The organism is Streptomyces sp. NRRL S-118, from assembly GCF_000716335.1.
Classification (GTDB): domain Bacteria; phylum Actinomycetota; class Actinomycetes; order Streptomycetales; family Streptomycetaceae; genus Streptomyces.
Map to the genome: position 1 here is coordinate 31,713 of NZ_KL591009.1, position 20,749 is coordinate 52,461.

Annotated in this window: 14 protein-coding genes; 11 read left to right on the top strand and 3 right to left on the bottom strand. The window is 72.5% G+C overall.

Annotated features, from left to right (window positions below; genetic code table 11):
- Positions 1 to 20: 20 nt before the first annotated feature.
- A complete protein-coding gene (locus IH00_RS0117625; protein ID WP_031074660.1) occupies positions 21 to 887 on the bottom strand; it encodes a CAP domain-containing protein in 867 nt (288 codons plus the stop codon).
- Positions 888 to 1,017: 130 nt separating this feature from the next.
- On the opposite strand from IH00_RS0117625, the gene IH00_RS0117630 reads away from it, so the two are divergent.
- The 5 genes from IH00_RS0117630 to ftsY all read left to right on the top strand — a co-directional run bounded on the left by IH00_RS0117630 (position 1,018) and on the right by ftsY (position 8,842).
- A complete protein-coding gene (locus tag IH00_RS0117630; RefSeq protein WP_031074661.1) occupies positions 1,018 to 1,299 on the top strand; it encodes an acylphosphatase in 282 nt (93 codons plus the stop codon).
- Positions 1,300 to 1,700: 401 nt separating this feature from the next.
- On the top strand, positions 1,701 to 1,913 hold the full coding sequence (locus IH00_RS0117635; RefSeq protein WP_031074664.1) for a hypothetical protein: 213 nt from the start codon (positions 1,701 to 1,703) through the stop codon (positions 1,911 to 1,913).
- A 174-nt stretch (positions 1,914 to 2,087) separates the two neighbouring features.
- Positions 2,088 to 5,726 (top strand): AAA family ATPase, encoded by a 3,639-nt coding sequence (locus IH00_RS0117640; RefSeq protein WP_031074666.1) that lies wholly within the window; start codon positions 2,088 to 2,090, stop codon positions 5,724 to 5,726.
- A 219-nt stretch (positions 5,727 to 5,945) separates the two neighbouring features.
- On the top strand, positions 5,946 to 7,364 hold the full coding sequence (locus IH00_RS0117645; protein ID WP_031074667.1) for a sugar porter family MFS transporter: 1,419 nt from the start codon (positions 5,946 to 5,948) through the stop codon (positions 7,362 to 7,364).
- Positions 7,365 to 7,615: 251 nt separating this feature from the next.
- Positions 7,616 to 8,842 (top strand): signal recognition particle-docking protein FtsY, encoded by a 1,227-nt coding sequence (gene ftsY, locus IH00_RS0117650; protein ID WP_031074669.1) that lies wholly within the window; start codon positions 7,616 to 7,618, stop codon positions 8,840 to 8,842.
- 106 nt (positions 8,843 to 8,948) lie between these two features.
- Here the strand turns inward: ftsY and IH00_RS0117655 are convergent, their stop codons facing one another.
- Positions 8,949 to 9,608, bottom strand: coding sequence for a bifunctional DNA primase/polymerase (locus tag IH00_RS0117655; RefSeq protein WP_031074672.1), 660 nt, complete (start codon positions 9,606 to 9,608; stop codon positions 8,949 to 8,951).
- A gap of 431 nt (positions 9,609 to 10,039) precedes the next feature.
- On the opposite strand from IH00_RS0117655, the gene IH00_RS0117660 reads away from it, so the two are divergent.
- From IH00_RS0117660 to ftsH, 6 genes are all read left to right on the top strand, one after another.
- Entirely contained in the window at positions 10,040 to 11,515 is a 1,476-nt protein-coding gene (locus IH00_RS0117660) for a transcriptional repressor NsdA (protein ID WP_031074673.1), read from the top strand.
- A gap of 315 nt (positions 11,516 to 11,830) precedes the next feature.
- Positions 11,831 to 13,177, top strand: a complete 1,347-nt coding sequence (locus tag IH00_RS0117665; RefSeq protein WP_031074675.1) for an ammonium transporter — start codon at positions 11,831 to 11,833, stop codon at positions 13,175 to 13,177.
- The gene (locus tag IH00_RS0117670; protein ID WP_031074677.1) at positions 13,174 to 13,512 is read left to right on the top strand and encodes a P-II family nitrogen regulator; all 339 of its coding nucleotides are present in this window, start codon (positions 13,174 to 13,176) and stop codon (positions 13,510 to 13,512) included. The genes IH00_RS0117665 and IH00_RS0117670 overlap by 4 nt, the downstream gene beginning before the upstream one ends.
- A gap of 20 nt (positions 13,513 to 13,532) precedes the next feature.
- Positions 13,533 to 15,959 (top strand): [protein-PII] uridylyltransferase, encoded by a 2,427-nt coding sequence (locus IH00_RS0117675; RefSeq protein ID WP_420710885.1) that lies wholly within the window; start codon positions 13,533 to 13,535, stop codon positions 15,957 to 15,959.
- A 175-nt stretch (positions 15,960 to 16,134) separates the two neighbouring features.
- Positions 16,135 to 17,688: a signal recognition particle protein gene (ffh, locus tag IH00_RS0117680; protein ID WP_031074679.1), complete on the top strand. Its 1,554-nt coding sequence runs from the start codon at positions 16,135 to 16,137 to the stop codon at positions 17,686 to 17,688.
- Positions 17,689 to 17,869: 181 nt separating this feature from the next.
- Complete coding sequence (gene ftsH / locus IH00_RS0117685) at positions 17,870 to 19,765, top strand: ATP-dependent zinc metalloprotease FtsH (RefSeq protein WP_031074681.1); 1,896 nt, start codon at positions 17,870 to 17,872, stop codon at positions 19,763 to 19,765.
- Positions 19,766 to 19,870: 105 nt separating this feature from the next.
- On the opposite strand, the gene IH00_RS0117690 is transcribed toward ftsH, so the two are convergent.
- Entirely contained in the window at positions 19,871 to 20,731 is an 861-nt protein-coding gene (locus tag IH00_RS0117690) for a methyltransferase domain-containing protein (protein WP_031074683.1), read from the bottom strand.
- Positions 20,732 to 20,749: the final 18 nt, after the last annotated feature.

A 20,749-nucleotide genomic window follows, 5' to 3' on the forward strand; every position in this document is an offset into this window, starting at 1 on the left:
GGGCCGGGCCCGGAGGCCGCTCAGAAGCCGAAGTCCTGCGTCCACCAGGGGCCGCCGTCGGCGAAGTGCACGCCGACGCCGAGCTTGGTGTAGTCGCAGTTGAGGATGTTCGCACGGTGGCCGTCGCTGTTCATCCAGGAGTCCATCACCGCCTGGGCGTCGGTCTGCCCGCGGGCTATGTTCTCGGCGGCCAGACCCGGCACGCCCGCCTGCGCGGCACGGTCCCAGGGGGAGTCCCCGTCGGGGTCGGTGTGCGCGAAGAAGTTCCGCGCGGCCATGTCCGCGCTGAACGCCCCGGCCAGTGACGCCAGGCCGGCGTCGGGGCGGACCGGGCTGCAGCCCACCTTGGCGCGCTCCGTGTTCACCAGGCTGAGCACGGCGGCCTCGGCGGTCGCCTCCTTGCCGGCGAGCCGGGACGCGGAAGGCTGCTGCTCGACCGTCCGCCGGGGCGTGGGCGCCGCCGCCGTACGGGAGGGGGCGGCGCTGCTGGGCCGGGCCTGCGTCTTCGCCGGCTCCGGCTCCGGTGCCTTCGTCTTCGCCTTCGTCGGCGTGGAGGACGGCTTCGTGGCCGTCGGCGAGGGCTTCGCGGCCGTCGGCGAGGGCTTCGCGGAGGGCGTCCTCGACGGCGCCTGCGTCCGCTCGGCGCTCCGGCTCGGGGAGACCGAGGCGCGCCCGGTCGGCGTGGCACTCGCCTCGCCCTGGGTCTGCAGCTCGGGCACCCCGGTGCGTATCTGCTCGCCGGAGGGGCCGCCGCCCACCTTGTAGGTGTCGCCGCCGGGCAGCAGGCCGGAGGCGACGGCGACGGCGCCCACCGCCATCGCCGCGGAGGCGCCGAGCAGACCGGTGCGTACCGGGACCACGGCCCGCTTCTTCCGGTGGCGTCCCATCTGCTCCGCCCCTTTCCTGCCGACTCGGTGCGACTCACCCGAATGAGTGAGGCTCATTGCGTCGGGACTGTACGCCATGACGGGTGGGGAAGAAGTGCCGGAAGAGCAATTCGCCGGTTAGCGTGCAGCCATGAACGATCACGCACGGCTCACCGCCTGGGTACGCGGCCGAGTACAGGGAGTGGGCTTCCGCTGGTTCACCAGGGCGAATGCTCTGGAGATCGGCGGCCTCACCGGTTTTGCCCTCAATCTGGAGGACGGCCGGGTGCAGGTGGTGGCCGAGGGGCCGAGTGACAATTGCCACCGTCTTCTGGAATGGCTGCGCTCCGGCGACACACCCGGTCGTGTCGACGGAGTCACTGAGATCTGGGACACGCCCCGCGGCGGTTACGACGGCTTCGAAGTCCGCTGACGAACGTGATCGATTCTCCGCGCCGAGCGGGCTTGAGGGCAGGCGGCCGGACGTCCGGTCCGGCAATCGTCGCTGCGTACGGCGAAAACGGACGGGTGGTTGCCAAGAGCGGAGGTCTCGTGCCAGGCTGCGCGGTAATTGATCGACACGCCCCTGTGGACACCGCGCGCGAGGCGCCGCCGCACCATCCGCGGCCGCAGACCCCCCGGATGCCCCACGATGACGGGCGTGATCGTGTTGACCGTCAAACTTTTTGGTGAGACTCTGGAAGCCCCGCGCACCTTAGCTGTTTGGCAGTAGGAACCGCAGCGGCACCAAGCAATGCTGCCGAGCACCGCGGGTGCGAACCCTCACGACCCACACCGCTTCGGTCGGTCACTCAGTGTGGAGGACCATCAGTCATGGCAAAGGCGCTTCTCGGTTATGTCGGCGGTACCGACCCGCGACTTCTCGCCGAGATGCGGCGGCTTCAGCAGCGCGTACAGGACCTGGAATCCGAGCTCGTACGGATCCAGTCCGAGAACGACGCGCTGAACGCAGCTGCCGCACACGGCGAGTCGCTGCTCGACGGCATCGACATCGACGTATCCAAGGCGGAGCCTGCGCTCACCTGACCTCAGCCCCCATCGGGCAGGTGAGAAACACTCTCGCGAGATATGCAAGGGACGCTACGGCGTCCCTTCTTTCTTTTCTCCCCCACGTTCACCTGCCGTATCCCCTCTCCTCACGTCTGATCTGCCCTTCATGGTCATGGGTCAAACGAGAGGCGCCCGGTAGAGTCCGGGGGCGTGCACCTCAAGGCCCTGACCCTCCGCGGTTTCAAGTCGTTCGCCTCCGCCACCACCCTGCGGTTCGAGCCGGGGATCACGTGTGTCGTGGGACCGAACGGCTCGGGCAAGTCCAATGTGGTGGACGCCCTTTCCTGGGTCATGGGGGAACAGGGAGCCAAATCCCTGCGCGGCGGCAAGATGGAGGACGTCATCTTCGCCGGGACGACCGGACGACCTCCGCTCGGCCGCGCCGAGGTCTCCCTCACGATCGACAATTCCGATGGTGCCCTGCCCATCGACTACGCCGAAGTCACCATTACGCGGATCATGTTCCGCGGCGGCAGCAGCGAATACCAGATCAACGGCGACACCTGCCGCCTGCTGGACATCCAGGACCTGCTCAGCGACTCCGGTATCGGCCGGGAGATGCACGTCATCGTCGGGCAGGGGCAGCTCGACTCCGTCCTGCACGCCGACCCCATGGGGCGCAGGGCCTTCATCGAGGAGGCCGCGGGCGTCCTCAAGCACCGCAAGCGCAAGGAGAAGGCGCTGCGGAAGCTCGACGCCATGCAGGCCAACCTCGCGCGCGTCCAGGACCTCACCGACGAGCTGCGGCGGCAGCTCAAGCCGCTCGGGCGGCAGGCCGCGGTGGCCCGCCGCGCCGCCGTCATCCAGGCCGACCTGCGCGACGCACGCCTGCGGCTGCTCGCCGACGACCTCGTACGCCTCCGGGAGGCGCTGCGGGCGGAGCTCGCGGACGAGGCGGCCCTGAAGCAGCGCAAGGAGCACGCCGAGGCGGAGCTGAAGGCGGCGCTCGCCCGCGAGGCGGAGCTCGAGGACGAGGTGCGGCGGCTCGCGCCGCGGCTCCAGCGCGCCCAGCAGACCTGGTACGAGCTGTCGCAGCTGGCCGAGCGGGTGCGCGGCACGATCTCGCTGGCCGACGCGCGCGTGAAGAGCGCCACCGCGCCGCCGGTGGAGGAGCGCCGGGGCCGCGACCCCGAGGACATGGAGCGCGAGGCGGCCCGGATCCGTGAGCAGGAGGCGGAGCTGGAGGCCGCGCTGGAGGCAGCCGAGCGGGCCCTGGAGGACACCGTCGCGCACCGCGCCGAGCTGGAACGCCGGCTGGTGGCGGAGGAGCGGCGGCTGAAGGACGCGGCACGGGCGATCGCCGACCGCCGAGAGGGGCTGGCCCGGCTGTCCGGGCAGGTGGGCGCCGCCCGGTCGCGCGCCGCCGCCGCGCAGGCGGAGATCGGCCGGCTGGCCGCCGCCCGCGACGAGGCGCGCGAGCGGGCGGCCGCCGCGCAGCAGGAGTACGAGACGCTCAAGGCCGAGGTCGACGGGCTGGAGGCGGACGACACCGAGCTCGCCGGGCAGCACGAGGCCGCGCGGGCGGAGCTCGCCGACGCGGAGGCCGCGCTGACCGCCGCGCGGGAGGCCGTCACCGCGGCGGAGCGCAAGCGCGCGGCCACCCAGGCCCGCCACGATGCCCTCGCGCTCGGCCTGCGCCGCAAGGACGGCTCGGGCGCGCTGCTCGGCGCGGCCGACCGCCTGGCGGGGCTCCTCGGCCCGGCCGCCGAGCTCCTCACCGTGACGCCCGGGTACGAGGTTCCGGTCGCCGCCGCCCTGGGCGCCGCGGCCGATGCGCTCGCGGTCCGCGACCCCGCGACCGCCGCCGACGCGATCCGCCTCCTGCGCAAACAGGACGCGGGGCGCGCGGCGCTGCTGGTCGGCGGCGCCGGGAGCGTCGAGGCCGGCGCCCCGGGGGCCATGGGGGAGCGGTCCGGCCCCGGCACGCTGCCGGGTGACGCCGGGCGCGAGCCGTCCGCGCTCGCGCCGCCGGACGGCGCCGCGAGTGAGCCGCCCGCCGTCGCCGATCTCGTGCGGGGTCCCGGGGCGCTGGTCTCCGCCGTACGCAGGCTCGTCGGGGACATGGTCGTCGTCGGCACCCTGGAGGACGCCGAGGACCTGGTGGCCGCCCGCCCCGACGCCGTGGCCGTCACCGCCGAGGGCGACGTCCTGGGAGCGCACTTCGCACAGGGCGGGTCCGCCGGGGCGCCGAGCCTGCTGGAGGTCCAGGCCTCCGTGGACGAGGCCGCCGCCGAGCTCGCCGAACTGGCCGTACGCTGCGACGAGCTGGCCGCCGCGCAGCACGAGGCGACCGAGCGGCGCCGCCTCCTGGCGGCGCGCGTGGAGGAGCTGGGCGAGCGGCGCCGCGCCGCCGAACGCGAGAAGTCCCAGGTCGCGCAGGCGCTCGGGCGCCTCGCCGGGCAGGCGAGGGGCGCCACCGGCGAGGCCGAGCGCACCGCCGCGGCCGCCGCCCGTGCGCAGGAGGCCCTGGAGCGGGCCACCGAGGAGGCCGAGGAGCTGGCCGAGCGGCTGCTGGTGGCCGAGGAGGCGCCGGCCGAGGAGGAGCCCGACACCTCCGTGCGCGACCGGCTCGCCGCCGACGGCGCCAACGCCCGCCAGACGGAGATGGAGGCCCGGCTCCAGGTCCGTACCCACGAGGAGCGGGTCAAGGGCCTGGCCGGCCGCGCCGACGGGCTCGACCAGGCCGCGCGCGCCGAACGCGAGGCCCGCGCGCGGGCGGAACAGCGCCGCGCGCGGTTGCGCCACGAGGCCGGGGTCGCGGCGGCCGTCGCCTCCGGCGCGCGCCAGCTCCTCGCGCACGTCGAGGTCTCCCTCGTGCGGGCCGAGCAGGAACGTGCCGCCGCCGAGGCCGCGAAGGCGGTGCGGGAGCAGGAACTGGTGGCGGCCCGCGCCCGTGGCCGGGAGTTGAAGGGTGAGCTGGACAAGCTCACGGATTCCGTCCACCGGGGTGAGGTCCTCGGGGCCGAGAAGCGGCTGCGGATCGAGCAGCTGGAGACCAGGGCACTGGAGGAGCTGGGCGTCGAGCCGGCCGTCCTCGTCGCCGAGTACGGGCCCGGCCAGCCGGTCCCGCCGTCCCCGCCCGCCGAGGGGGAGGACCTCCCGGAGGACCCCGGCCACCCCCGCAACCAGCCGCGGCGTTTCGTCCGCGCGGAACAGGAAAAGCGGCTGAGGACGGCCGAACGGGCGTACCAGCAGCTCGGGAAGGTGAACCCGCTGGCGCTGGAGGAGTTCGCGGCGCTGGAGGAGCGACACCAGTTCCTGTCCGAGCAACTGGAGGATCTGAAGAAGACGCGTGCCGACCTTCTTCAGGTGGTGAAGGAGGTGGACGAACGCGTCGAGCAGGTCTTCACGGAGGCGTACCGCGACACGGCCCGCGAGTTCGAGGGAGTCTTCCCCCGCCTCTTCCCCGGCGGCGAGGGGCGCCTGGTCCTGACCGACCCCGGCAACATGCTCGCCACGGGCGTGGACGTCGAGGCCCGCCCGCCCGGCAAGAAGGTCAAGCGGCTGTCGCTGCTGTCCGGCGGGGAGCGGTCCCTGACGGCCGTGGCGCTGCTGGTGTCGATCTTCAAGGCCCGCCCGAGCCCGTTCTACGTGATGGACGAGGTCGAGGCGGCCCTGGACGACACCAACCTCCAGCGGCTGATCCGGATCATGCAGGAGCTCCAGGAGAGCTCCCAGCTGATCGTGATCACCCACCAGAAGCGGACCATGGAGGTCGCCGACGCCCTCTACGGCGTATCCATGCAAGGTGACGGGGTGTCCAAGGTCATCAGCCAGCGCCTGCGCTGACCCCGGGCCGCGGGTCGTTCACGTCGTCTTCAAGTTGTGAACGCAAGCCGACACGCCGACTGTCGAAACTCGCAGCAGACAAAGTCTTGACTTCGAAACTTGAAGGCATAGTCTCTGCAACGTTGCTTTTACCTTCAAGTGGTGGGCGGCATGAAGTTGTGCGCCACTGGAAGGGCTCGCCCCCCATGCTCGGCGACGCTGCCGGGCCCAGGAGTTCACGTGACCAGCACCGCGCAGCCCCCTGCGTCGGGAGCCCGCGAGGCCCATCCCGACCACCTCGGCCATGTCATCTTCATCACGGCCGCAGCCGCGATGGGCGGCTTCCTCTTCGGCTACGACAGCTCCGTCATCAACGGCGCCGTCGAGGCCATCCGGGACCGGTACGACATCGGGTCCGGGACCCTGGCCCAGGTCATCGCGATCGCGCTCATCGGCTGCGCCATCGGCGCCGCCACCGCGGGCCGCATCGCCGACCGCATCGGCCGCATCCGCTGCATGCAGATCGCCGCGGTGCTCTTCACGGTCAGCGCCGTGGGCTCCGCGCTCCCGTTCGCGCTATGGGACCTCGCCTTCTGGCGCATCGTCGGCGGCTTCGCCATCGGCATGGCCTCCGTGATCGGCCCCGCCTACATCGCCGAGGTCTCGCCGCCCGCGTACCGCGGCCGGCTCGCCTCCTTCCAGCAGGCGGCCATCGTCATCGGCATCGCCGTCTCGCAGCTGGTCAACTACGGCATCCTCCAGCTCGCCGACGGCCAGCAGCGCGGCGAGATCGGCGGCCTCGAGGCCTGGCAGTGGATGCTCGGCGTCATGGTCGTCCCGGCCGTGCTGTACGGACTGCTCTCCTTCGCCATCCCCGAGTCCCCGCGCTTCCTGATCTCCGTCGGCCGCAAGGACCGGGCCCGGCAGGTCCTCTCCGAGGTCGAGGGCAAGAACGTCGACCTGGACGCCCGCATCGCCGAGATCGAGACGGCCATGCACCGTGAGCACAAGTCCACCTTCAAGGACCTGCTCGGCTCGCGCTTCGGCTTCCTGCCCATCGTCTGGATCGGTATCGGCCTGTCCGTTTTCCAGCAGCTCGTCGGCATCAACGTCGCCTTCTACTACTCCGCGACGCTGTGGCAGTCCGTGGGCATCGACCCCGCGAGCTCGTTCCTCTACTCGTTCACCACGTCGATCATCAATATCGTCGGTACCGTGATCGCGATGGTCCTGGTCGACCGCATCGGCCGCCGGCCGCTCGCCCTGATCGGCTCCGCCGGTATGGCGCTCGCCCTCGCCGTAGAGGCATGGGCCTTCTCCGCCGACCTGGTCAACGACAAGCTGCCGGAGACCCAGGGCGTCGTCGCCCTGATCGCCGCCCATGTGTTCGTGCTGTTCTTCGCCCTCTCCTGGGGCGTGGTGGTCTGGGTCTTCCTCGGCGAGATGTTCCCCAACCGGATCCGCGCCGCCGCCCTGGGCGTCGCAGCCTCCGCGCAGTGGATCGCCAACTGGGCCATCACCGCGAGCTTCCCGTCCCTGGCGGACTGGAACCTGTCCGGCACCTACATCATCTACACGGTCTTCGCCGTGCTCTCCATCCCCTTCGTACTGCGGTTCGTGAAGGAGACCAAGGGCAAGGCGTTGGAGGAGATGGGCTAAAACCCCGCTGCCCCTCTCCTCGAGCACGAGACTGCCCCGGTTCAGGCCCCGACGGCCTCGAACCGGGGCAGTACGTGTTCACCCGGCAGGTACCGGCGCGCGCCGGCCCCGTCGACGGGCTCGCGCCTTCGGTGCCGGAGGCGTGGGCCGTGGACCGGCTCCGGGCGGGAGACGGGGGATCCACGACTTCGCACATTCCCCCCGAAAGGCTCAGATAGGGGCCTACACCCCTGGGGGATACTGGACGGGTTATGGACATCCTCATCCTTGCTGTAGTCATCGCTCTGGTCGCGATCGGCGCGATCAGCGGCCTGGTGGTGAGCAGCCGCACCAAGAAGCAGCTGCCGCCGCCGCAGGCGCCGTCGAGCACGCCGACCATCACCGCTCCGCCCGCCGAGCCGCACGTCGGCGAGGAGGCGGAGACACCGCGGGAGGAACCGCGCCGCACCATCGAGGAGGTGGACCTCCCGACGGCCGAGGAGGCGCTCGAAGCGCCCGCCGCCGTCGAGGACCCGCTCGTCGCGGCGCCGCCCGCGCCCGAGATCGAGATCCCCGAGCCGACCGCCGGCCGCCTGGTCCGGCTGCGCGCCCGGCTCGCCCGCTCGCAGAACACCCTGGGCAAGGGCCTGCTCAACCTCCTGTCCCGGGAGCACCTCGACGAGGACACCTGGGAGGAGATCGAGGACACCCTGCTCACCGCGGACGTCGGCGTGACGCCGACCCAGGAGCTGGTGGAGCGGCTGCGTGAGCGCGTGAAGGTCCTCGGCACGCGGACGCCCGAGGAGCTGCGGGCGCTGCTCCGCGAGGAACTGCTCACCCTCGTCGGCACCGACCTCGACCGCACCGTGCACACGGAGAGCGCCCTGGACACCCCGGGGATCGTGATGGTCGTCGGCGTCAACGGCACGGGCAAGACCACGACGACCGGCAAGCTCGCCCGCGTGCTGGTCGCCGACGGCAAGTCGGTCGTCCTCGGCGCGGCGGACACCTTCCGCGCTGCCGCCACCGACCAGCTGCAGACCTGGGGCGACCGCGTGGGCGCCCGCACGATCCGCGGCCCTGAGAACGGCGACCCGGCGTCGGTCGCGTACGACGCGGTCAAGGAGGGCATCGCGGAGGGCGCGGACGTCGTCCTCATCGACACGGCCGGCCGTCTGCACACCAAGACGGGCCTCATGGACGAGCTCGGCAAGGTCAAGCGCGTCGTGGAGAAGCACGGCCCGCTCGACGAGGTCCTGCTGGTCCTCGACGCCACCACCGGCCAGAACGGTCTGGTCCAGGCCCGCGTCTTCGCGGAGGTCGTCGACATCACCGGCATCGTCCTGACCAAGCTCGACGGCACGGCCAAGGGTGGCATCGTGATCGCGGTCCAGCGCGAGCTGGGCGTCCCGGTGAAGCTGATCGGCCTCGGCGAGGGGCCGGACGACCTGGCCCCGTTCGAGCCGGAGGCCTTCGTCGACGCCCTGATCGGCGACTGACCCCTTCCGCCCGGCGACTGATCCCTTCCGCCCGGCGACAGGGCCCGCCCCATCGGGGCGGGCCCTGTTCCGTCCGGTCCGTGTTCCGCACCGGCGGAACGCGGGATCACGCCACCGAGCGGTGGCAGATGTACGCCAGCGTGCCCAGCAGCAGGCGGGCCTGCGGTGGCGTCCCCGCGTCGAGCGACGGCGGGCGCAGCCACCGCGCCGGACCCAGCCCCGCACGGTCGGAGGGCGGGGCGGTGATGCAGTGGCCGGGGCCCAGGCACTGCAGGTCGAGGTCCGCGTCGTCCCAGCCCATCCGGTACAGCAGCTGCGGCAGCTCGGCCGCCGCGCCGGGCGCCACGAAGAACTGCGCGCGGCCCGTCGGGGTGACGCACACCGGGCCGAGCGGCAGCCCCATCCGCTCCAGCCGGACCAGCGCGCGGCGGCCCGCCGGCTCGGCGACCTCCAGGACGTCGAAGCTCCGCCCGACCGGCAGCATCAGCGCGGCACCCGGGAACCGGGACCACGCCTCGGTGACCGTGTCGAGCGTCGCGCCCGCCGGCACCTCGGGCGCGAAGTCCAGCGGGTGCGCCCCGGGGGCCGGGCAGGCGGAGTCGCCGCAGGAGCAGCGGCCGGAGGCGGCACGCGCGCCCGGGACCACGTCCCAGCCCCACAGGCCGGTGTACTCGGCCACCACGGTGCACTCGGCGGTGCGGGTGCCGCGCCGCCGGATGTCACGGATACGGGTGCGGGTGCGGGTGGAGCCGATCGTGAAGCCCATGCCCCCTCCAACGGGTGGAGCTCGCCGGTGGTTACGACCTGGAGTCTTGTCGTGACCCTCCGTCGCCACCATGCCCTGACGGGCGGCGTGCGGAGGCGTTCAGGGTGGCGCGGGTCGTCGCGCACGCCGCCGTGTGCAACGATCCGCCCGCCCCTGATCGGTCGTCTGTCAAGTGAATCGCGCCTGGGCGCGGCCGAGTTCATTCGAAGGGGTGGCGAATGGTGGCGTTTATGGAAACGCCCTCGCCTGACGGGTGATCGTAGGATTACTTTCGGTGCACGAGCCCCTGGGGTGGCGGCCGTTCTCGCGGGTATGCCGGAGGCAAGCCGGGTCCGTGTTCGAAACGTTGAACCTCCGGACGGACGGCCACGACCGACGACACTCTGGTAAAGGTTCGCGAAAAAGCGATGACAGCGGATGGGGGCGTTCCCGTGGGCGGCAGCGGCGCAGACGGTACGAATGCCGGCAAGCGCCCGAACGAGCAACTGAGCTCGTGGTTCGTGCGCAGCGGCTGGTCCAAGGGCGAGCTCGCACGTCAGGTGAACCGCCGGGCGCGCCAGATGGGCGCACACCACATCAGCACCGACACCTCCCGCGTACGGCGGTGGCTCGACGGCGAGCAGCCACGCGAGCCGATCCCGCGCATCCTCTCCGAGCTCTTCTCCGAACGCTTCGGCACGGTCGTCGCCATCGAGGACCTCGGCCTGCGCACCGCGCACCAGTCACCCTCGGTGTCCGGCGTCGACCTGCCCTGGGCCGGCCCCCAGACCGTCGCCCTGCTCAGCGAGTTCTCCCGCAGCGACCTCATGCTCGCCCGCCGCGGCTTCCTCGGCACTTCCCTGGCCCTGGCCGCCGGCCCCGCGCTCATCGAGCCCATGCAGCGCTGGCTCGTGCCGACACCGGCAGCCGACACCGGACGGCCGGAGCAGCCGACCGCCCTGCGCCGCCCCACCCGGCTGTCCAAGCCGGAGCTGGACCTGCTGGAGTCCACCACCGCGATGTTCCGCCAATGGGACGCCCAGTGCGGCGGCGGGCTGCGCCGCAAGGCGGTCGTCGGCCAGCTCCACGAGGTCACCGACCTGCTGCAGGAGCCGCAGCCGCCCGCCACCGCCCGCCGGCTCTTCACCTGCGCCGCCGAACTGGCCGAACTGGCCGGCTGGATGAGCTACGACGTCGGTCTCCAGCCCACCGCCCAGAAGTACTTCGTCCTCGCCCTGCACGCCGCCAAGGAGGCCGGCGACAAGCCCCTGGGCTCGTACATCCTCTCCTCCATGAGCCGCCAGATGATCCACCTCGGGCGGCCCGACGACGCCCTGGAGCTCATCCACCTCGCCCAGTACGGCAGCCGCGACTGCGCCACCGCGCGTACCCAGGCGATGCTGTATGCGATGGAGGCCCGCGCCTACGCCAACATGGGGCAGCCCGGCAAGTGCAAGCGCGCCGTGCGGATGGCCGAGGACACCTTCGCCGACGCCGGTCTGGACGGCGAGCCCGAGCCCGACTGGATCCGCTTCTTCTCCGAGGCCGAGCTCAACGGCGAGAACGCCCACTCCTACCGCGACCTCGCCTACGTGGCGGGCCGCAGCCCCACGTACGCCTCGCTCGCCGAGCCGGTGATGCGGCGCGCCGTCGAGCTGTTCCGCGACGACGCGGAGCACCAGCGCTCGTACGCGCTGAACCTCATCGGCATGGCCACCGTGCACCTGCTCAAGCGCGAGCCCGAGCAGTCCACCGCCCTCGCCGAACAGGCCCTGCACGTCGCCAAGCGGGTGCGCTCCGAGCGGGTCAACACCCGGCTGCGCAAGACCGTCGACACGGCGGCCCGCGACTTCGGCGACGTACCGGAAGTCGCCCGGCTCACGGACATCCTCACCGCCCAGCTGCCCGAGACCGCCGAAGCGGTCTGAAAAGGGCGGCCCCCCGACCCCGGCCGCGGCCGTCACCCCTGTACAGCCCGACTCGGCTCCCTCACGCCAGGTCAACAGGGTGACGTCGCGGCCGGTCCCATGCCGCCCGCAGAGCGTACCCCCGTTACACGCCCGTGACCCTGTGGTTCATGTCGGCGTAACACACCCGCCCTCTTCGTCACTGCCGCGAAACATGGTGCGGCATCGACCGAAACCGCGCTGCGCGAATCTCGGGCCCATAACCGGCCACCCCCTCATAGCCGGCGCAGCACCGGCTCCGCCCCGCACAGGCCGACCGACGACGAGGAGACGCCGATGCCCCCAGGCATCACGACCCTTGCCGCAGACGCACCCACGCTGTCTGCCGCGAACACCGGGTTCATGCTCATCTGTTCCGCCCTGGTGATGCTCATGACGCCGGCCCTCGCCTTCTTCTACGGAGGCATGGTCCGCGTCAAGTCCACCCTCAACATGCTGATGATGAGCTTCATCAGTCTCGGGATCGTGACGATCCTGTGGGTGCTCTACGGCTTCAGCCTCGCCTTCGGCACCGACTCGGGCTCCCTCATCGGGTGGTCGTCCGACTTCGTGGGCCTCAGCGGCATCGGGATCACCGAACTGTGGCCCGGCTACACCATCCCGGTGTACGTCTTCGCCGTCTTCCAGCTGATGTTCGCGATCATCACACCCGCCCTGATCAGCGGCGCCCTCGCCGACCGCGTGAAGTTCACCGCCTGGGCCCTGTTCATCGCCCTGTGGGCCACCGTCGTCTACTTCCCCGTCGCCCACTGGGTCTGGGGCACCGGCGGCTGGCTCTTCGAGATGGGTGTCATCGACTTCGCGGGCGGCACCGCGGTCCACATCAACGCCGGCGCCGCCGCCCTCGGCGTCATCCTGGTCATCGGCAAGCGCATCGGCTTCAAGAAGGACCCGATGCGCCCGCACAGCCTCCCGCTGGTCATGCTCGGCGCCGGTCTGCTCTGGTTCGGCTGGTTCGGCTTCAACGCCGGCTCCTGGCTCGGCAACGACGACGGCGTCGGCGCGGTGATGTTCGTCAACACCCAGGTCGCCACCGCCGCCGCCATGCTCGCCTGGCTCGCGTACGAGAAGATCCGCCACGGCGCCTTCACCACCCTCGGTGCCGCCTCCGGCGCCGTCGCGGGCCTCGTGGCCATCACCCCGGCCGGCGGCTCCTGCTCGCCGCTCGGCGCGATCGCCATCGGCGCCATCGCCGGTCTGCTGTGCGCCATGGCCGTGGGCCTGAAGTACAAGTTCGGCTACGACGACTCCCTCGACGTCATCGGCGTCCACCTCGTCGGCGGTGTGGTCGGCTCCCTGCTGGTCGGCTTCTTCGCCACCGGCGGAGTCCAGTCCACGGCCAAGGGCCTCTTCTACGGCGGTGGCCTGGAGCAGCTCGGCAAGCAGGCGATCGGTGTCTTCGCGGTCCTCGCCTACTCCCTGGTCGTCTCCGCCCTGCTCGCCTTCGTCATCGACAAGACGATGGGCATGCGGGTCAGCGAGGATGTGGAGGTCGCCGGCATCGACCAGGCCGAGCACGCCGAGACGGCGTACGACTTCAGCGGAGCCGGCGGCGGCGCCGGTTCGCGAAGGACCCCGACCGACGCCCTGCCCGTGGTGGAGAACAAGAAGGTGGACGCATGAAGCTCATCACCGCAGTCGTCAAGCCGCACCGACTGGACGAGATCAAGGAGGCGCTCCAGGCCTTCGGAGTCCAGGGACTGACGGTCACCGAGGCCAGCGGGTACGGGCGGCAGCGCGGCCACACCGAGGTCTACCGGGGTGCCGAGTACACCGTCGACCTCGTCCCCAAGATCCGCATCGAGGTACTGGTCGAGGACGGCGACGCCGAGGAGCTCGTCAACGTCATCGTCAAGGCCGCCCGCACCGGCAAGATCGGTGACGGCAAGGTGTGGAGCGTCCCGGTCGACACGGCCGTCCGCGTCCGCACCGGCGAGCGCGGACCCGACGCACTGTAAGGAGCAGCTGGGTGTCGAGCATGGAGAACACACGGGCGGACGACTCGGGACCCAGCGGCTACGCGGCGGCCCGGCTGCGCCTCCTGACACAGGAGGCGCAGTCCGGGCCGCCGCGCCGTGCGGCCCTGTCCCGGCTCACCGACGACTGGCTCGCGGCACTGTTCACCGCGGCGGCCCCCGCGCGCGGCGCGGCGCTGGTCGCCGTCGGGGGCTACGGGCGCGGGGAGCTCTCCCCCCGCAGCGACCTCGACCTGCTCCTCCTCCACGACGGCAGCGCCGACGCCGGCACCGTCGCCGCCCTCGCGGACCGCGTCTGGTACCCGGTGTGGGACCTGGGCCTCGCCCTCGACCACTCCGTCCGCACCCCCGCCGAGGCCCGCAGGACCGCCGGCGAGGACCTGAAGGTCCAGCTCGGCCTCCTCGACGCCCGCCACATCGCCGGCGACCTCGGCATGGTCACCGCGCTGCGCACCGCGGTCCTCGCCGACTGGCGCAACCAGGCTCCCGGGCGCCTCCCCGAGCTCGACGCCCTGTGCCGCGAACGCGCCGAACGCCAGGGCGAACTCCAGTACCTCCTCGAACCCGACCTCAAGGAGGCCCGCGGCGGCCTGCGCGACGCCACCGCCCTGCGCGCCGTCGCCGCCTCCTGGCTCGCCGACGCGCCTCGCGAAGGACTCGCCGAAGCCCGCCGCACCCTCCTCGACACCCGTGACGCGCTGCACCTCGTCACCGGACGCGCCACCGACCGGCTCGCCCTCCAGGAGCAGGCCCAGGTCGCCGGCGCCCTCGGGCTGCTCGACCCCGACGCCCTGCTCCGCCAGGTCTACGAGGCCGCCCGGACCATCTCGTACGCCGGCGACGTCACCTGGCGCGAGGTCAACCGGGTCCTGCGGGCCCGCTCCGTACGCCCCCGGCTGCGCGCCCTGCTCGGCGGCGGCAAACCGCAGCCCGAGCGCACCCCGCTGGCCGAAGGCGTCGTCGAGATGGACGGCGAGGCCGTCCTCGCCCGCACCGCCCGCCCCGAACGCGACCCGGTCCTCCCGCTGCGCGCCGCCGCCGCGGCCGCCGAGAACGGCCTGCCCCTCTCCCTGCACGCCGTCCGCCGCCTCGCCGCCACCGCCGGACCGCTGCCGGTGCCGTGGCCCGCGGAGGCGCGCGAGGCGCTCGTCACCCTCCTCGGCGCGGGGGAGTCCACGGTCCCGGTCTGGGAGGCACTGGAGGCCGAGGGAATCGTCACCCGGCTGCTGCCCGACTGGGAGCGCGTGCGCTGCCGTCCGCAGCGCAACCCCGTGCACACCTGGACCGTCGACCGGCACCTGGTCGAGACGGCGGTGCGCGCCTCCGCCCTGACCCGCCGGGTGGGCCGTCCCGACCTGCTCCTCGTCGCCGCGCTCCTGCACGACATCGGCAAGGGCTGGCCCGGCGACCACTCCGTCGCCGGCGAGACCATCGCGCGGGACGTGGCGGTGCGGATCGGCTTCGACCGCGCCGACGCGGCCGTCCTGGCCACCCTGGTACGCCACCACCTGCTCCTCGTGGAGACCGCGACCCGCCGCGACCTGGACGACCCGGCGACCGTCGAGTCCGTCGCCGCCGCCGTGGGCTCGCCGTCCACCCTGGAGCTGCTGCACGCCCTCACCGAGGCCGACGCGCTCGCCACCGGGCCCGCCGCCTGGTCGTCCTGGCGCGGCTCCCTCGTCGCGGACCTGGTCAAACGGGTCGCCGGCGCCCTCGTCGGCGAGGCCCCGGCGGCCCCCGTGCCCACCGCCCCGGGCGCTGAGGAGGAACGGCTCGCCGTGGAGGCGCTGCGCACCCGGGGTCCCGTCCTCGCCCTGCACGCCGAGAACGCGCCGCAGGCCGACGACGCGCCGGAACCCGTCGGTGTGGAACTGCTCATCGCCCTGCCCGACCAGCCGGGCGTCCTGCCCGCCGTCGCCGGCGTGCTCGCCCTGCACCGCCTCACCGTCCGCTCGGCCGACCTGCGCGCCATCGAACTGCCCACCGAGCTCGGCCCCGGCACCGTCCTCGTACTGAACTGGCGCGTCGCCGCCGAGTACGGCTCCCTGCCGCAGGCCGCCCGGCTGCGCGCCGACCTCGTCCGCGTCCTGGACGGCTCCCTGGACCTGCGGGCGCGGCTCGCCGAACGGGAGGCCGCCTACCCGCGGCGGCGCGGCGTCAAGGCCCCGCCGCCCCGCGTCACCGTCGCGGCCGCCGGCTCGACGCTGGCAACCGTCATCGAGGTCCGCGCCCACGACGCACCGGGCCTCCTCCACCGCATCGGCCGCGCCCTGGAGGCGGCCGCGGTGCGCGTGCGCAGCGCCCACGTCTCGACGCTGGGCGCCAACGCGGTCGACGCCTTCTACGTCACCGACGCGGCGGGCGCTCCGCTGGCGCCGGAGGACGCCGCGGAGGTGGCCCGGGCCCTGGAAACCGATCTGCGCACCTGACGGGCCCCGACGGGCGCGGGGCGCCGGGCGCGCCTCACCCGAGAGGCGCGCCCCGGCCCGCGCGGGGGCGCTTCCGGGGCGGCTTCCGGCCGGGGCTGATGCGGATGGCCCCGGGCCGGATACCCTGGGGGGCGACCGTCCGCCCGACCCCGAGACCCGAGGATCCGCGACCACCGTGTTCGATACCCTCTCCGACCGCCTTGCCGCGACATTCAAGAACCTCCGGGGCAAGGGCCGCCTGTCCGAGGCGGACATCGACGCCACCGCCCGCGAGATCCGCATCGCCCTGCTCGAAGCGGACGTGGCGCTGCCCGTCGTCCGTGCCTTCATCAAGCAGGTCAAGGAGCGGGCCCTCGGCGCGGAGGTCTCGCAGGCGCTGAACCCGGCGCAGCAGGTCATCAAGATCGTCAACGAGGAGCTCGTCGGCATCCTCGGCGGCGAGACCCGCCGCCTGCGGTTCGCCAAGAACCCGCCCACCGTGATCATGCTGGCGGGCCTCCAGGGCGCCGGTAAGACGACCCTCGCCGGAAAGCTGGGCCTCTGGCTCAAGGGCCAGGGCCACGCGCCGCTGCTGGTCGCCTGCGACCTCCAGCGCCCCAACGCCGTCAACCAGCTCGCGGTCGTCGCCGAGCGCGCCGGCGTCGGCGTGTACGCGCCGGAGCCCGGCAACGGCGTCGGCGACCCGGTGCAGGTCGCCAAGGACTCGATCGAGCACGCCAGGACCAAGCAGTACGACGTGGTCATCGTCGACACCGCGGGCCGTCTCGGCATCGACCAGGAGCTGATGCAGCAGGCCGCGGACATCCGCGACGCCGTCAGCCCCGACGAGGTCCTCTTCGTCGTCGACGCCATGATCGGCCAGGACGCGGTCAACACCGCCGAGGCCTTCCGTGACGGCGTCGGCTTCGACGGCGTCGTGCTCTCCAAGCTCGACGGCGACGCCCGCGGTGGTGCCGCCCTGTCGATCGCGCACGTCACCGGCCGCCAGATCATGTTCGCCTCCAACGGCGAGAAGCTGGACGAGTTCGACGCGTTCCACCCGGACCGCATGGCGTCCCGCATCCTCGGCATGGGCGACGTGCTCTCCCTGATCGAGAAGGCCGAGCAGACCTTCAGCCAGGAAGAGGCCGCCAAGATGGCCTCCAAGCTGGCGAGCAGCAAGGGCAAGGACTTCACGCTCGACGACTTCCTGGCCCAGATGGAGCAGGTCCGCAAGATGGGCTCCATCTCGAAGCTGCTCGGCATGCTGCCGGGCATGGCCCAGATGAAGGAGCAGATCAACAGCATCGACGAGCGGGACGTGGACCGCACGGCCGCGATCATCAAGTCGATGACCCCGGGCGAGCGCCAGGACCCGACGATCATCAACGGCTCGCGCCGGGCGCGCATCGCCCGTGGTTCGGGCGTCGACGTCAGCGCCGTCAAGAACCTCGTCGAGCGGTTCTTCGAGGCACGCAAGATGATGTCCCGCATGGCGCAGGGCGGCGGGCTGCCGGGCATGCCGGGGATCCCGGGCATGGGCGGCGGCCCGGGGCGTCAGAAGAAGCAGCAGAAGCAGGCCAAGGGCAAGCGCAAGAGCGGCAACCCGATGAAGCGGAAGGCCGAGGAGCAGGCCGCGGCCGCGCGCCGCGAACAGGCGGCGGCGCAGGGTGGCGCGTTCGGCCTCCCCGCCGGGCAGCCCGGCCAGGACTTCGAGCTCCCGGACGAGTTCAAGAAGTTCATGGGCTGAGCCATCGACCGGTAAGGGGCGTCCACCTTGGGGTGGGCGCCCCTTACGTATGCCGCGCTCCCGCAGTGCTGTCCGTGAACGTCACCTCCGCCCCGCGGGGCGGACGGCGCCGCCTTGCGCACACTCCCCGGGAGCCCGTGTCCGGAATGCCTGTTTCGCGGGCTTCTCGCATGATGGCAGCGTGGCCAATTCCGTACCCCCGCGCGACCGCACCGACCAGCCCTGGCGCTCCGAGGGCGCACCGAAACCGGCCCCACCCCGCCGCAAGCCGCCCGGCGGCTGGACCGGGCTGGTCATCGCCGCCCTGGCCGTCTTCGCCCTGACCTATCTGGGGCTGACGTTCCTCGGCAACGGCGACGAGCGGTCCCTCTCCTACACCGAGTTCAGCGAGCGGGTCACCGACGGCGATGTCGCCAAGATCTACTCCCAGGGTGACGCCATCGAGGGCGAGCTGAAGAACAAGGAGCGCTTCACCACGCAGCGCCCGGCCTTCGCCGACGACGACCTGTGGGCCCAGCTGACCCGGCAGAAGGTCACCGTGACGGCCGAGCCGGTCGTCGAACGGCCCAGTTTCCTCGCCAACCTGCTGTTCTCCCTCGCGCCGATCGCCCTGTTGGTCGTCCTGTGGGTCTTTATCTCCCGGCGGATGAGCGCCGGGCTCGGCGGCGCCGGCGGGATGCTCGGCCGCAAGACCCCGCCGAAACCGGTCGAGGTGGCCGCCGAGCACCGCACGACGTTCGCGGACGTCGCCGGCATCGACGAGGTCGAGGGCGAACTCAACGACGTCGTCGACTTCCTCAAGAATCCCGACGCCTATTGGCGCATGGGTGCCAAGATGCCGCGCGGCGTCCTGCTCGCCGGGCCGCCCGGCACCGGCAAGACGCTGCTGGCCAGGGCCGTCGCCGGGGAGGCCGACGTGCCGTTCTTCTCCGCCTCGGCCTCCGAGTTCATCGAGATGATCGTCGGCGTCGGCGCCTCACGCGTACGGGAGCTGTTCAACGAGGCCCGCAAGGTCGCCCCCGCGATCATCTTCATCGACGAGATCGACACCATCGGGCGCGCACGGGGCGGCGGCGCCGCCGTCGGCGGACACGACGAGCGCGAGCAGACCCTCAACCAGATCCTCACCGAGATGGACGGTTTCTCCGGCTCGGAGGGAGTCATCGTCATCGCCGCCACCAACCGCGCGGACGTCCTGGACCCCGCCCTGACCCGCCCCGGCCGCTTCGACCGGATCGTCCACGTCAGCCCGCCCGACCGCGGCGGCCGCGAGGCCATCCTGCGGATCCACACCCGCGACATCCCGCTCGCCGGCGACGTCGACCTGGCCCAGGTGGCCCGTACGACACCGGGCATGACCGGCGCGGAACTGGCCAACCTCGCCAACGAGGCCGCCCTCCTCGCCGTCAAGCGCCGCCGCGACCAGGTCACCCGTTCGGACCTCTCCGAAGCCCTGGAGAAGGTCCAGCTCGGCGCCGAACGCGCGCTGGTCATGCCCCTGGAGGAGCGCCGCCGCACCGCGTACCACGAGAGCGGCCACGCCCTGCTGGGCATGCTCCAGCCCGGCGCCGACCCGGTCCGCAAGGTCACCATCGTGCCGCGCGGCCGTGCGCTGGGCGTGACCCTCTCCACACCCGACTCCGACAAGTACGCCTACACCGAGCAGTACCTGCGCGGCCGCATCATCGGCGCACTCGGCGGCATGGCCGCCGAACACGTCGTCTTCGGCGTCATCACCACCGGCTCGGAGAGCGATCTGGAGCAGGTCACCAACATCGCCCGGGGCATGGCCGGCCGCTGGGGCATGAGCGAGCGCGTCGGGCGCCTCAGCGCCATCCCGGGGGATGCCCAGCAGGCGTACGGGCTGTCCGCCGCGCCCGCGACGCTGGACGCGGTGGCGGACGAGATGCGCCGCGTCGTCGACGAGTGCTACGACAAGGCGTGCGCCCTGCTCCAGGAGCACCGGGCCAAGCTGGACTCCCTGGCCGAGGCGCTCCTGGAGAAGGAGACGCTGGAGGAGAGCGAGGCGTACCGGGCGGCCGGCATCACGCGCGTCACCAAGAACCACGAGGAGTGAGGCGCGCGGGCAAAGTCCGCGCGTCCGCCATGCGACAGGGCGCCCGGTTCTCCGGGCGCCCTCGGTGGGATCCGGGTCCGCCGGGCCGCCCGGAGGCCCGGGGGATCAGGGCGTCCGGGCGACCAGGTAGCGGAAGACGTTGGGCATCCAGACCGTCCCGTCGGGACGCAGGTACGGGTGGAGGGCCTCCGTGACCTCCTTCTCGACGGTCGCCTGGTCCGACGCCTCCACCGCCGCGTCGAACAGGCCCGTCGAGAACAGGCCGCGCACGGCGCTCTCGACATCCGCGTACCCGAAGGGGCATGCCACCCGTCCGGACCCGTCCGGCTTGAGCCCGGCCCGCGCGGCGACGTCCTCCAGGTCGTCCCGCGTCGCCGGGCGCCAGCCCGAGCGCGTCCGCAGCCGCTCGGTGAGCCGGCCCGCGACCCGCAGCACGGTCGAGGTCGCGCACCGCTCCGGCGGGCCCCAGCCCGCCAGGACCACGGCACTGCCCCGCTCCGCCAGCCGCACGCCGCTCGCCAGGGCGGGCACCAGGCCCTCGGAGTCCCCGGCGGTGCAGCCGATCGGCTGGAACGCGGTGACGAGGTTGTACGCCGGACGGGTGGGGTCCGCCGCCTCGGCGGGCCCTCCGTACAGCAGCCGCGTCTCGCCGCAGCGCACGCCGTCGTGCGCCCCGGAGCCGGGGAGCAGGCGTTCCCTGGCGAGGTCCACGCGTGCGTGGTCCGTGTCGACGCCCGTGACCTGCGCGCCGCGTGCGGCCGCCATCAGCAGCGCGAGTCCGGAGCCGCAACCGAGACCCAGCAGCCGCGTCCCGGTGCCTACCTCCAGGTGCTCGTACACCGCTTCGTAGAGCGGGACCAGCATCCGCTCCTGGATCTCCGCCCAGTCGCGGGCACGGCCGGGCGCATCCGTCGCCGGAGGAGCCGAGGCCGGGTGGGGGTGGTGCTGGACGAGCATAGGTGTCATCGAAAGCGCCCCAATCCG

Bases quoted from the DNA above. Each gene is read 5' to 3' on its own strand.
- IH00_RS0117625 (WP_031074660.1), bottom strand. From the start codon at position 887: ATGGGACGCCACCGGAAGAAGCGGGCCGTGGTCCCGGTACGCACCGGT.
- IH00_RS0117630 (WP_031074661.1), top strand. From the start codon at position 1,018: ATGAACGATCACGCACGGCTCACCGCCTGGGTACGCGGCCGAGTACAG.
- IH00_RS0117635 (WP_031074664.1), top strand. From the start codon at position 1,701: ATGGCAAAGGCGCTTCTCGGTTATGTCGGCGGTACCGACCCGCGACTT.
- ftsY (WP_031074669.1), top strand. From the start codon at position 7,616: ATGGACATCCTCATCCTTGCTGTAGTCATCGCTCTGGTCGCGATCGGC.
- IH00_RS0117655 (WP_031074672.1), bottom strand. From the start codon at position 9,608: ATGGGCTTCACGATCGGCTCCACCCGCACCCGCACCCGTATCCGTGAC.
- IH00_RS0117665 (WP_031074675.1), top strand. From the start codon at position 11,831: ATGCCCCCAGGCATCACGACCCTTGCCGCAGACGCACCCACGCTGTCT.
- IH00_RS0117670 (WP_031074677.1), top strand. From the start codon at position 13,174: ATGAAGCTCATCACCGCAGTCGTCAAGCCGCACCGACTGGACGAGATC.
- IH00_RS0117675 (WP_420710885.1), top strand. From the start codon at position 13,533: ATGGAGAACACACGGGCGGACGACTCGGGACCCAGCGGCTACGCGGCG.
- IH00_RS0117690 (WP_031074683.1), bottom strand. From the start codon at position 20,731: ATGACACCTATGCTCGTCCAGCACCACCCCCACCCGGCCTCGGCTCCT.